General features: G+C 38.0%; 18 protein-coding genes and 2 pseudogenes. 7 read left to right on the top strand and 13 right to left on the bottom strand.

The annotated features are described in order from the left end of the window. The 12 genes and pseudogenes from FY049_RS21050 to FY049_RS20995 form a co-directional block, all read right to left on the bottom strand. A pseudogene (locus FY049_RS21050) lies at positions 1-251 on the bottom strand (hypothetical protein); the annotation flags it as partial. Positions 252-410: 159 nt separating this feature from the next. Beyond that, positions 411-800: a hypothetical protein gene (locus FY049_RS21045; RefSeq protein ID WP_446084310.1), complete on the bottom strand. Its 390-nt coding sequence runs from the start codon at positions 798-800 to the stop codon at positions 411-413. A 72-nt stretch (positions 801-872) separates the two neighbouring features. Next, complete coding sequence (locus tag FY049_RS21040; RefSeq protein ID WP_446084309.1) at positions 873-1,220, bottom strand: hypothetical protein; 348 nt, start codon at positions 1,218-1,220, stop codon at positions 873-875. 391 nt (positions 1,221-1,611) lie between these two features. Then, positions 1,612-1,899, bottom strand: a complete 288-nt coding sequence (locus FY049_RS21035; protein WP_446084308.1) for a hypothetical protein — start codon at positions 1,897-1,899, stop codon at positions 1,612-1,614. A gap of 177 nt (positions 1,900-2,076) precedes the next feature. After that, complete coding sequence (locus FY049_RS21030; protein WP_446084307.1) at positions 2,077-2,286, bottom strand: hypothetical protein; 210 nt, start codon at positions 2,284-2,286, stop codon at positions 2,077-2,079. 68 nt (positions 2,287-2,354) lie between these two features. Continuing rightward, positions 2,355-2,918: a hypothetical protein gene (locus tag FY049_RS21025; protein ID WP_446084306.1), complete on the bottom strand. Its 564-nt coding sequence runs from the start codon at positions 2,916-2,918 to the stop codon at positions 2,355-2,357. A gap of 54 nt (positions 2,919-2,972) precedes the next feature. Continuing rightward, the gene (locus FY049_RS21020; protein WP_446084305.1) at positions 2,973-3,134 is read right to left on the bottom strand and encodes a hypothetical protein; all 162 of its coding nucleotides are present in this window, start codon (positions 3,132-3,134) and stop codon (positions 2,973-2,975) included. A gap of 316 nt (positions 3,135-3,450) precedes the next feature. After that, positions 3,451-3,636 (bottom strand): hypothetical protein, encoded by a 186-nt coding sequence (locus FY049_RS21015; protein ID WP_446084304.1) that lies wholly within the window; start codon positions 3,634-3,636, stop codon positions 3,451-3,453. Between the two features lie 3 nt (positions 3,637-3,639). Further along, a complete protein-coding gene (locus FY049_RS21010) occupies positions 3,640-4,074 on the bottom strand; it encodes a hypothetical protein (RefSeq protein WP_446084303.1) in 435 nt (144 codons plus the stop codon). A 9-nt stretch (positions 4,075-4,083) separates the two neighbouring features. Next, positions 4,084-4,758 (bottom strand): metallophosphoesterase, encoded by a 675-nt coding sequence (locus FY049_RS21005; RefSeq protein ID WP_446084302.1) that lies wholly within the window; start codon positions 4,756-4,758, stop codon positions 4,084-4,086. An 8-nt stretch (positions 4,759-4,766) separates the two neighbouring features. Continuing rightward, positions 4,767-5,417: pseudogene (locus FY049_RS21000) on the bottom strand (helix-turn-helix domain-containing protein); the annotation flags it as partial. After that, the gene (locus FY049_RS20995; protein ID WP_446084301.1) at positions 5,414-5,710 is read right to left on the bottom strand and encodes a hypothetical protein; all 297 of its coding nucleotides are present in this window, start codon (positions 5,708-5,710) and stop codon (positions 5,414-5,416) included. The pseudogene FY049_RS21000 and the gene FY049_RS20995, both read right to left, overlap by 4 nt. On the opposite strand from FY049_RS20995, the gene FY049_RS20990 reads away from it, so the two are divergent. From FY049_RS20990 to FY049_RS20980, 3 genes are read left to right on the top strand one after another with little or no spacing between them, the layout of a single operon-like run. After that, positions 5,709-6,443: a hypothetical protein gene (locus FY049_RS20990; protein ID WP_446084300.1), complete on the top strand. Its 735-nt coding sequence runs from the start codon at positions 5,709-5,711 to the stop codon at positions 6,441-6,443. The two genes, FY049_RS20995 and FY049_RS20990, sit on opposite strands and share 2 nt — an antisense overlap. Positions 6,444-6,455: 12 nt before the next feature. Next, complete coding sequence (locus tag FY049_RS20985; protein ID WP_446084299.1) at positions 6,456-7,541, top strand: hypothetical protein; 1,086 nt, start codon at positions 6,456-6,458, stop codon at positions 7,539-7,541. Between the two features lie 56 nt (positions 7,542-7,597). Next, positions 7,598-7,858, top strand: coding sequence for a DNA-binding protein (locus FY049_RS20980; RefSeq protein WP_446084298.1), 261 nt, complete (start codon positions 7,598-7,600; stop codon positions 7,856-7,858). A 14-nt stretch (positions 7,859-7,872) separates the two neighbouring features. On the opposite strand, the gene FY049_RS20975 is transcribed toward FY049_RS20980, so the two are convergent. Then, positions 7,873-9,102 (bottom strand): tyrosine-type recombinase/integrase, encoded by a 1,230-nt coding sequence (locus FY049_RS20975; RefSeq protein ID WP_446084297.1) that lies wholly within the window; start codon positions 9,100-9,102, stop codon positions 7,873-7,875. A gap of 167 nt (positions 9,103-9,269) precedes the next feature. Here FY049_RS20975 and ybgC point away from each other — a divergent pair, with 167 nt between their 5' ends. From ybgC to tolA, 4 genes are read left to right on the top strand one after another with little or no spacing between them, the layout of a single operon-like run. Further along, positions 9,270-9,677, top strand: a complete 408-nt coding sequence (ybgC, locus tag FY049_RS20970) for a tol-pal system-associated acyl-CoA thioesterase (protein ID WP_004724526.1) — start codon at positions 9,270-9,272, stop codon at positions 9,675-9,677. 24 nt (positions 9,678-9,701) lie between these two features. After that, positions 9,702-10,400 (top strand): protein TolQ, encoded by a 699-nt coding sequence (gene tolQ / locus FY049_RS20965; protein WP_004724528.1) that lies wholly within the window; start codon positions 9,702-9,704, stop codon positions 10,398-10,400. Continuing rightward, on the top strand, positions 10,400-10,849 hold the full coding sequence (gene tolR, locus FY049_RS20960; protein WP_004724530.1) for a protein TolR: 450 nt from the start codon (positions 10,400-10,402) through the stop codon (positions 10,847-10,849). The genes tolQ and tolR overlap by 1 nt, the downstream gene beginning before the upstream one ends. Before the next feature lie 3 nt (positions 10,850-10,852). Beyond that, a complete protein-coding gene (gene tolA, locus FY049_RS20955; protein ID WP_446084296.1) occupies positions 10,853-12,265 on the top strand; it encodes a cell envelope integrity protein TolA in 1,413 nt (470 codons plus the stop codon). Positions 12,266-12,322 lie beyond the last annotated feature (57 nt).

The raw sequence follows: 12,322 nt of genomic DNA, 5'->3' as shown, positions 1-12,322 counted from the left end.
ACTTCTAATCGTTTAATTTGGTCATCTGAAAGACCACCCACAATATCGCCTTTTTCAAAACGACCTATGGGCTGTAATGCTTTATATATTTTCATATGGTCATGGTCAGGGTTATGTAATGCACCACCAAGTGTTAGAAAGTTAGTCACCACCCATTCTTTTAGATCCACGGCGGGTGTCAAGCGAATCGCTTCCTCTTCTTCGGCTTGGTCAATCAACTCAGTTGGTGGGAATGGTCTGATCTGGTCCATAATTCACCCATAAAAAACCCACATTTTTGGAGAAAATGTGGGTATAAAATACATAGGCATTTGGGGAATTACCTACGTCAACTAACAGTACTAGGAATTGCTCAAACTAAAAATAGCAATTTAAATAATATAATAAAATTTAACAAATAATAAAAAGCTTCAATCAAGTTTTGTACAAATATAATTTACAACATAACTAGAAAGGATTTGATCAGGGTGAAACCGCTCAATCTTGTACCCCATCTTTTCAGCTAAATCATATTTACTGAATGCATTTGCTATCTTTTTACCGCCACGACCAACTGACCACGGGCTACCCACAATTTCAATGAGAAGATTTAATTTCACAATATAAAAATCAAATCGCCAATTTCTAGTTGATTCAAATTGAAATTTTCTACGATAACCAATTCGATGTTCTTCTAATTCTTGAAATAAAGTTTCCTCAGCTTCTAAATACTTTTGAGTTGCTTTTGGCAGTGGTCTTATTCTTGGTTTGGTTTTAGGTGGATTCTTTTTGGTAAGAGTGGTGTATTGGTTAATTTCCATAAAGGACTCTCCCATAAAAAACCTCCCGGAGGAGGCTTGTGTTACCAAATAAGAAGCTTGTATTTTAGATTATCAAAGAGTTGCTTGTGGGATTGGAATGTCTTTTGATATTTTCTTGGCATTTTTGAAGTGAAGATCACAACGAGAGAGGCCCCACTTCTTTACTATGCCTTTTTCAATCATAAATTTTTCTTCACAATAACGCCCTGGATGTACAAATTTTTCGTAAGAAATAATCTTACTGCCACTCGTTAAAGTATAACTATTATCTGGTGTCCCCCATTTTTGAATCAACTCTTCTTCTGATGAGCCAACCCATGATTTCATTAGATCATTGCGTGTTTCATAACGCTGGGTACTTATACTTGCACAAGCTAAAAGAATTTGGCTAATCAGAATAATTAAAAGTATCTTTTTCATTATTTATGTCCAATAAATATTAATATAGATCACTAAGATCTCATTAGTTCTTTTTAACAAGATCAAAATTTACATTATTGCTTATTATAGATACATAGCATTGTTTAGTATTTCATCCCACTTTCCTCTAAGCATTAAAAAACCCCTCGAAAGAGGCGTAATCTTAAAGATGAAGTGAATAGCTAACTTAATTCTCACATCTGGCGGTTGAATGCGTGTCGTCATATCTCATCAACTCAAATTAAGCCATCAATGCTTTGAACAGTGGTACTGACGTAATACTGCTAGCCTACTGCTTTTTTATTCACTTCTCTTTAAAATCTAAACAGGTTTAATTTTCCCATACTTCCGACACTCTCTCACCGTAAAGAAATCTGAATATTCCCAAATCCTATCCAATAAAGGGTTCAGTTTTAAAATCCGGATGCGTGGCTTTATACAAAATCAATCTTCTTTTTTCAATTTCTAAAAATAATTTTGGCTCATCAGACCATGTTGATTTACCCGAGTCTAGACCTGAATGTATCAGAGCCCATTCTGAAACACATCCATAAATAAACGTGTTATCAGCGAAAATCCATTTTGCCTTATCACCCTTACTGTTAGTAAAAACCTTATATGTTGGTAAAGACCCAAATATACTAATTTGTGTATAACGATATTTATAGATTTCAGGCATAGAATAGACAACTTAAGGGGCTGATCATTATATCATGTTGTGTAGCTGAACAGATTGCACAGCTACACAAATCAAAATCGCCCTTGGTTCGGGTGGCGTACTACCCCTATGCATATGCTGACATGACGAATCTCCCGATCATGTTACTTGTGCACGTCACAAGCACCTTTATAAATTTCAAACATAAAAAAAGACGCCTAAGCGCCCTTTATTTAAACCCTGCCTTGTCAGCTTCTCAGCCTCAACAAACGCATCATGAAAACTTACTTGATCTGAAAACCAAAACTTATATGTCTTGTCGCCGATTACGATTGACTGTTGAAAATAATCATTTGGGCTTTTCTCTACAACTTGACCGCTCAGCTCACCACCGATGCAAATATTCATGTGTTTTCCTATTTATCGGTGGGAGTGTAGCACCCAACAACATACAACAGTTTAATGAATTAAGGACTTTATTGATTCTTTTTTTCATTCCTGAGATTAATTAGCTCAGCTTCTAGCTCAGAATCTTCTGATATACCAAGGTCTTTTCGCAACAACTTTGCAAATTCAAAAACATGATCTTCTAGGTCTGTAGTTTTAGGTTTTTCAGTATGACGCCAATAAAACTCAAGTAACTTTTGTTGATATGAATGAATCTCATATTCCAATTTATGTAGTTCTAATCTTATTTCTGAAGTAGTAATTAAATTAACTTTGTTAAGACATCCGATAAGTTCAAAATATTTACTTTCAAACAAATCCCATTTTTCTTGATTTTCACCATCAAATGGTGCATTTGAATTGCTAAGTGGAAGTCTTAATGAGGAAACTAAATACCGAGTATAGGAATCTGTCAGATCTATATATTGATCTCTCTTTGATTCAGCAACCTTTTCTGACTTTATTTCATTTAAAGTATTTTTAGCAGCAATTCTGATTGAAATTATTAGAGCCACAGCCCCAATTAGTGCTCCAAAGAATCCCAAAAAACCTTGAATGTAGGCAGCATCAATTATTGCTCTTATAGCATCCATTTATAAAAACCCTAATTATTATTAAGCCCCACAATGCGAGATTTATCTAGTGGATTACCCATAGAGTGATTTGTATTCTTCATCCGTCAATACCGAAACGAAATCATCATTCACTACAACCCATCTATTGACTGGAACTAGAAGCATCTTGCCTTCTTGCAATGTAATAATAAAGTGTTCTGGATAATCAACACTCATTGCTAGATCAATGCCCAATGTTATTGCAGCATTTAGAATATTCATGCTCTGTCTAACAAAAAAGGATTTCATTATTCCACCAAAAAATACCCACCTGATGGAGTTAGTGGGTATGCAAAGAACTTAATATTTGATGCCCGTCTTTCCGAGCTGTCAACAAATTTACATCAGTATGTTGATGCCAATCAAGAATAACTTTTTCTATTTATTTTCTCAACCCAAAAAAAATACCCACGTATTGGAATAGATGGGTATATGAAATTTAAACTGTGTGGATTACCATAACTTCGTCCAGTATAACAGAAATATGCCATAATGCGTTTAAACGGTCAAGCTATTCATATTCGAAAATAATTAAAGCACTATACTCAAATAAATTAACATCAGCATTGCAAGTAGTGTGACTGATAGCTTTGATAGAGATATGGTTGTTATTATTTACGAGCTCATGATGTACCCAAGCATTAATTTCATTAGCTAGTCCTTCTGCTGAATTTGATTCAAATGATTTGACTGTCATTAATTACTCCATTTTTAGAAAGCTATATTTACCAAGAATATAGAATCTAGCACATCCAATTAGAATATTCACCTGACCTTTTGACTGATTCGTAATGCCTGCCACAGCACTTAGACTTCTATTCTCCACCTTGTGCTTGACTAAACACATCACTGCATACTTAACCTGATAATCCACTGAATCACTCTTAAAAATACTTCTCAGCAATGCCTGTACCTGCTCTGCCTCAAAGTCACTAATTTCGCAACGGATATAACACTTCGAGTTACGTGGCGTTTTATCCGCTTCACGAATCAACCAATAGATCTGGTTGACATGTAGACCATCAGGCAATTCACCACCTTTCAAACGAGCGGTTTCACACCAAGCGCCAAATTGCTCAAGCCATCCATCAATTGTGTATTTAGACCAATCCATAATTCTCACCGCTGCGTTCATAATTGCCCCTTAAACTTTACTCAAATCTAAAATTGTCATAGTTCCCCAATGCACCGCACCTGTATCGATGTAATAGCAGTTGTCACGCTTGAGAGGCTTTGGAGTGACTGTATGCCCCATGATGACCGCATCAATACCTTTGACATGTGTGTATTGCAGATTGTCCGAATCAAGTCGATCTCTACCCCACATTGCCAATTGAGCAGGATCACGGAAAGCTGACACGCCTTGATTGTTCGCAAATTCATTCCAATCATTTTGTTCAATGTGACCGTGAACAAATCCATACTTCTTGCGTTTGTGATTTACTTCTAAAGCAATTGGAAGCTCCTTAAACTGCTCAACCATTCTTTCTTGATCACCAGGTGATAACTCGTTGTAGAACCATTCACCGCCATTTGAGATATGGCAATTTCTAGCAGCTTGGTTGTCGATGCCCTGAATACATAGATCCTCATGATTACCACGAACCGAAGTGAACCAATCCTCATTCAATAAATCCACACACTCAATGTTTTGAATGCCTCGATCCACCAAATCACCTACTGCAACCAACAAATCATTTTCAAAATCAAAACCAATTTCATTTAAACGATTCATCAGCAAGTTGTAACATCCGTGAATATCACCGACTGCATAGAGCTTGCCTTTGATCTCTTTGTCCCAAACTTTGACTAAGCTCATACCTTCACCTTCTTAATCGCTTCAGCAAAGTGGTAAATCAAGAGATCATCACAAAGATTATTTCCAGCATTGAAAAGCTCGAATGCTTTTTTCTCACGCTCAAACCAACTTGCTTCGATAATCGATTTTGGTACTACCGTGGGATCAGCTTGATCTAATTCAGAACGAAGTTTTTTAAAGCAAAGCCAGTCTTTTTTATTTTTAGATTCTAATGGGAGATTCCTTGGGAGGTTCTGTGTCCCAAAATTGGTACTGGTCTCGGTACCAAAATCGGTACTGGTTCCAGTTCCATTATTGGTACTAGTACCGTTTTTGGAACCAGTGCCTAAATCAACACCAGTGTCATTTTTGGTACTAGTCCCCTTTTTGGTATTGGTTTCTGAACTATCTTCACGTCCAAATACACCAATTAATTGATAGACTTTTACGCCATTCCCTTTAATTTCACCTGTAAATTTAATCAACTTTTTAAGCTCAAGTTCGTCTAAAACTTTGATAATCGTTTTTCGATTTAAAGTGGTGTCTTTCTCTAATCGTTTTAAACTTGGGAAGCACTTATGGTCATCTCCAGCTCGATCAGCAAGTGATAGAAGTACTAGCTTTTGACTAGCACCATCTACAGTTGTTTTCCAAGCCCATACAGTTGCATCAAGGCTCATAATTCACCGACCTTAGGCTTTACGTACCCACCAAATGAAATGACCTCTTCAGCTTTAATCAAGCTCGTAATAACCTGATGTGATAAACAAATTGTGATCTTGAATCGATAAGCCATCTTTTGGGCCAATTCTTCTTTGGTTACAGCTGCATTCTCTTCGTTGTAACCACGCATTCTTAAATTGCCTTTTTTGATGTCATGGATGTGGTTCAACAACAGCAAAGTTGGTTCATAAAATGATTGGATTTCCTGAGTCTGTTTATGCTCAGGTTTAATTTGAAAATGGCTAATCATGACAAATTCAAATAATACAAACATGGATCTTTGGAATTCTTTAAGCATCACAGATCCAAAGAAAGTTAAGCCGATTACAGGTAAATCTTATAAAGGCTCATCACCTCAACCGTATTGGTTAGTTCAACGAGCTACCGAGACTTTTGGCCCTTGTGGCCAAGGTTGGGGAATTGAAATAGTTCAACAAGGTTTTCAGCAATGTAATGCCGAAACAATGATGCATTATGCAACAGTCCGTGTTTGGTATATGCAAGACGGTAAAAAGTGTTCAGTGGAACACATGGGCGGAACAATGGCCATGTATAAAACCAGTACAGGTAAAATGATATACGACGAGGATGCCCCTAAAAAATCTGTCACAGATGCAATGGTGAAAGCGCTTAGTTTTATTGGTTTTGCTGGTGATATTTTCTCTGGTATTTGGGATGACTGGAAATACCAAGAAATGGCTGCAGCACATTACAATGAGCAAAAACAACAGCCAGCACAAAATCAAAACAACCAAAATTCAGTTCAGCAACAAAAGCCATTAGCTCAGCGTTATAACGATGCACTTCTGGCTATAAAAGATGCTAAAAAACCTCAAACACTTGATAAAGCTATCAACACTTTCAAAGGTACTCAATACGAGGCAGGTATATCAAAAGCCTGTCGTGCTAGAGCAGATCAAATGGGATGGAATGAAGCGCCACCAATAAACCAAGTTCAACAACAAAATCAAATGCAGCATTGAGGAAAATAAAAAATGAATTTATTAAATAGTAATGAAGCATTTTCAGCACTTATGGCTGGTAAAAATATTATGTGCCGCGCTGTTGGCGAATTGATGGAATTTGATGACTTAAATCAGTTCCCTGCTACGATCTTCGCTTTACAAGGTTATGAGTTCTGCATTAAACGTGAATCTTTAACATTGTCTGATATTCAATTTACTAAGCCAGTTGAGCCGCACGATCTGGAGAATGGCCAAGAAATCTTTATTGTGATGCCAACATGTATCTTGCGTACTAAATACGATTCAGAACATGGTGATATATGTTTAAGTGTGGCAAATGGATTTGCTCAATTAGATGCTGAGAATGCACAGCTGCAGCTTCAGGCGTTTGGTAAAATGTTTGGCAATATAATTACTGAAATTGAAATTAAAGACGGTTTCAGTGAAAAGCCAAAAAAAACTCGGACTCCACGTAAAGTAAAAGAAACCGAAAACAAAGATGGCAAATCCAGTGGGAGTTACCCTAAGTCTCAAGTAAAGAGTCAAGCATTCATAGATCTATGGCTTAATCGTGCTAAAGATGAACCTACTCAAAGAAACTTATTCAATTTAAAAGGTAGTATTGACCATAATTTCAATTTATTAGATGACGATCATAAAGTTCAAGCACAAAAGATTTATGAAGATTTTAAACTGCTTGTTGAAGAACAAGATACTTCAATGGATCCTAAGCAACAACAAATCCAAGAAGACTTAAAAGAAGATCCAGATTATCAAAAAGTTTTAACGGAACTTCTTGATGCTGCTAAAAAGGCTCATACACCCAAACAAGCCAACGCTTTATATAAATATTCAGTCCATTGGACGGAAGAACAGCGTAAGCCTTTGATGGATGCAATTAATAAACGATTGAGTGAATTGGGTGCGACCGCTCCACCTCCTGAACAGCCACCTTCCTTAGCAGTTCAGATCCAAAATGCACCTGATTTAATAGCCTTGGATATTTTGGAAATTGATGTTGCAACCCGTCATCCAGACATTCAACCGAAATTAATGGGACTGGTTCGTAAACGTCGATTTGAGCTTGAAAATTCAGGTTCAAACGTAATGACTTAATTTGGAGCTATTTCTCTTATCACTTGATGAAATGAATTTAATAAATAGGTAAAGGTATGAGTAGACAATCAAAACTTTCTAAAATGACAGAAGAAGAAAAGCTCTTGGCAGCAAAGATTTTTTGGGAATCCCCTTTAGATGCAACATTCCCACCTACCACAGTAGCAATTGTATTTAATGTATCCCTTCTCTGGTTACAGCTTAAACGCTGTGAAGGTGGAGGCATACCATTCATTAAAGGTGCTAGAAAAATCTCGTACACAAAAGGTGATGCTGTTAAATATTTTGAAGGCCAAAAACTTACAAATACAATCTGATTTAAAAAGGAGGTTTATCCTCCTTTTTTATATCCTTCAAAAACAATGTCCTCAACTTCCTGCATGGCCAACCTTAACTTTTTATCGCTAATCTGGATATAACCCTCAGTTACATCACCCGAAACAGTATGATTCAATAATCTCTTAATCGTGTACTGACCGTAATCAAGATTCTCTGCAATGGTGCCAAAGGTACGTCTAAGGTCGTGGAAAGTGAACTCAATACCAGTTGCATCAATTATTTTTTGTTTAGCTTCAAATAAATTTGTTGTATAGCCTTTTTTCTTAGCCTTAGTGGACGCAAAAACATATTCATTGAACTTTTGCTCATCTCTTTTCTTCATGATCTCCCAAAGGCGCGCCCCCATTGGTAATGTATGAACTTCCCCATTCTTAGGATCATTAGAAGTTATCCAGCCATATTTTAAATCAACAGCATCCCATTTTAATGTTTGGCATTCATGACGGCGAAACCCGGTGAGTATCAAAGTTATGAGAAAGTCTCTGACTGTATTTCGTTCCTGTCTCAAAGCAGTGAAGCTCATAACCGCATTAATCCAATCGGCTAACTGTTCCTGTTTGATATAGCCTTTCCGGCGTTTGATTTTATTCCATGTTCTTTTAGCTTTAAGCGTTGCTACTGGATTCACTGCAGTAATAATTGACTCGTCTTTGGCATCAAGAAAATGTTCAATAGAAAAATTAAAGATCGCCCTGAAGACAGCCATTGCTAGATTTGCTTGAGCGGGACTTCTTTCAGTTAATTCTGTGTATTTTGCTTGGACTTGAATTCGCGATATATCCCCTATCTTAAGTTTTTTCCAATCAGCTAAATATTCATTTACAACCTTGTCGTAATCTTTAAGTGTTCTAGGTTTTAATGTTCTATTCTTAAGATATTCATTATAAGCAACCTCAACAGTAGGATGCTGCCTTGATACGTTTAAAATATGTTCATCTTGATCACGTTTAGCCTTCTTCTCCTCATTTGGATTGTAACCTTGTGCCATTTGAGAAAGCAGACCTTGTGCTAAAATTCGCGCCTGTGATAGTGTTAAATTGCCATGTAGACCAATAGTAGACCGTACCGCTTTGCCTTTGACCTTTTTTTCAACAATATAGGTTTTACAAGTTGTATTAACTCGTACAGCAAATCCAATAAGTTCACTGTCCCTGTATATGCCTGGTTCGCTTAAAGAATCAATTGCAGTTTTAGTGAATTTTATGCGTTCTGACCTAGACATTGTTTAACCCTATTAAGCAATAACGATCGCTAGTAAGCAGTATACATTCTAGTCTACTATGCGTCTACTTTATGAGTTTTCTTATTAATTTAAGTTTTTCATGAACAATTTAAAATCGCTAAATATTTGATAGATATGCAATAAACAACACAGGAATGCATAGCAACATGAGTAATAAATTCGAATTCCAAATCCGTGTATATATCGAAGATACAGATGCTGGCGGTATCGTATACCATGCCAATCATATCCGCTTTATGGAACGTGCACGGACAGAATGGCTACGTGCATCCGGTATTGACCACTATTGGCATCAAAAAGATTACAATTTTGTCGTGCATAAAATTGCATTGAAATATTCTCGCCCTATACTCATGGACGATCTTATTACTGTTACAGCAAGTGTAGTTTCATGTAAAGCTTCGTCATTTGTGTTGCAACAGAATATATATCGTGGTGAAATCATGCTTGCTTCTGGCGAGGTGGAATTGGCATGTTTAAGTACAGATATGAAACCTCGTAGAATTCCTGACGAAATCCGTGATTTAATTCTTCGAGAATTAGCTCACGAATAAAAAATACTTTTGGCACATGTAACTATGGCAACACAACTAGAATCTTCTTTACACATCTCTGATTTAATTTTACAAGCGAGCCCTGTGGTTCAATTGGTGATGCTAATCTTAGTACTCGCATCCGTTTTTAGTTGGTATTTGATTGCCAAGTTGCATATGGGCTATAAGAAAGCACATCAAGGCGATGAGCACTTCCAAAAAATCTTCTGGTCTGGTGCTGAACTCAATACCTTATATAACAATGCTCAGCTTAATTCTAAGCGAAGCGGTTTAGAAGATATTTTCTATCAAGGTTTAAGTGAGTTTTTAAAACTTAAAAAACGTCATGCTGAAACTGCATCGATGATTGAAGGTACTGAACGTATCTTGCGTGTAGGACTCAGTCGTGACCAAGGCCGTTTAGAGCAAGGCTTAAGCTCTCTCGCCAGTATCGGTTCTGTCGCACCTTATATTGGTTTATTTGGTACTGTTTGGGGCATTATGAGTGCATTCATTGGCTTAGCTCAGGTTGAACAAGTTACCTTAGCCACTGTTGCACCAGGTATTGCTGAAGCATTGATTGCAACTGCGATTGGTTTATTTGCTGCAATACCAGCAGTACTAGCATTTAACCATTACACTGCAAAAGGCGAAGAAATTTATTCAGATCGTGCATTATTTGCAGAAGAAATGGTGGCGCTATTACAACGTCAGTCTGTGGGAACTACACAGGAAGATGAATAATGACAATCCAACGTTCTGGACGTTTTGAGCGCGTCAAAAAGCCTTTAAAAAGTGATATGAATGTCGTTCCCTATATCGACGTCATGTTGGTTTTATTGGTTATTTTTATGGTGACAGCACCCATGATTACCACGGGTGTTAAAGTTGATCTACCTCAAGCAAACAATAATCCGATTCAATCTGAAGACCGACCAGCCATCGTGACTTTAGAAGCAGATGGTACGATTAAACTTGAAGACAAAAACCATAAAAATGAGGTTTTAACTTTAGATGAGTTAAAAACAGTACTTACAGAAAATCAGCAACAGGCTCAAGCAAATAACAAGCAATTGAGTGTCTTGATCAATGGTAGTGAATCACGCCCTTATGGTGAAGTCATGAAACTCATGTCTACACTGCAAGATGCTGGTTTAAGCCAAGTGGGTTTACTGACAGAGTCTGTAAAGTAAGTTATGAAAAATATTCAAAAGCCACAATCTAAAGAAAAAGCGATTGCACTTGGATTTACCTTAGGTATTCATGTGGTGGCGATTACTGGCTTACTTTTTCTCGGTTTAAGTCAACCACCTGAGCCACCCAAGCAAATTAAAACTGTTTTAATTAAGCCTGAAGATTTACCACCGCCTGAACCCAAGCCTTTAGTAGAAACTGATGCCACTGAAACGGCAGATAGCAAGGTTGCAGATAATACTCAGCAAACAGCGGAACCCGATCAAACTGCACCAGAAATTCCAACTGAAGCAAATAATACACCAGATACCAAGGCGATAGATGCACAAAAAGCTGCCGAACAGGCCAAGGCAGCCGCATTAGAACAGCAATTGGCTATGGCAGCGGCTAAAGCAGCACAAGAAAAAGCCTTAAAACTTTCTCAAGCTAAAGCAGATGCTGCGGAAAAAGCCAAACAAGAGGCAGCTGAAAAAGTAAAGCAGGCTAAAAATGCTGCTGAGAAAGCTAAGGCAGAAGCTGAAGCAAGATCTAAAGCAGATGCAGCAGCTAAGGCCAAGCAAGAGGCGCTTCAAAAAGCCAAAGCGGATGCTGCGGAAAAAGCCAGACTCGCAAGACTCAATGCCGAAGCAAAAAGCAAAGCAGAAGCTGCTGAAAAAGTCAGAAAAGAAGCCGCAGATAAGGCCCAACAAGCCAAAGCCGATTCTGCTGCAAAAGCCAAAGCCGATGCTGCTGCAAAAGCCAAAGCCGATGCTGCTGCAAAAGCCAAGGCGGATGCTAATGCAAAAGCTAAAGCAGATGCTGCAGCAAAAGCCAAAGCAGACGCTGCTGCAAAGGCTAAAGCGGATGCTAATGCAAAAGCCAAAGCGGACGCTGCTGCAAAGGCTAAAGCGGACGCTGCTGAAAAAGCCAAAGCGGATGCTAATGCAAAAGCCAAAGCAGATGCTGCTGCAAAAGCCAAATCAGATGCTGCTGCAAAAGCTAAAGCGGATGCTAATGCAAAAGCCAAGGCAGATGCCGCGGCAAAAGCCAAAGCGGATGCGGACGCAAAACGTAAAGCTGATCTAGCACGCGAATTAGATGAAGAAAAAGCCTCTGCTGCTGAAAAAGCCAAAGAAGCTGCTGCAAATAAAAAGGCAGAAGCGAGAAAAGTTGCATCTTCTGCGAAAAAGGACTTCGAAAGTAAAGTTCGGAATGCTTGGCGTATGCCTGCTGGCTCAACGGGTCAAAAGGCTACAGCTCGTGTCACGCTAACAGATAGCGGTTCTATAGCCTCTGTCTTTGTTAATGCATCAGACCCAGATGTAAAAGCAAGTGTGGAACAAGCAGTTCGCAATGCTGCACCTTTCCCAATGCCATCTGATCCAGATGCCAGACGCGAAGCACGAAGTTTTAGTGCAAATTTTACTGTGAAATAATCTTAAAATTACACCCTGTCTTGGCAGGGTGTAATTTAATGCAAAAACAATCACTCG

The organism is Acinetobacter sp. 1125_18A (assembly GCF_052824985.1).
Note: the sequence above shows the minus strand (reverse complement) of the source record. Positions and strands in the feature narration are given on the sequence as shown.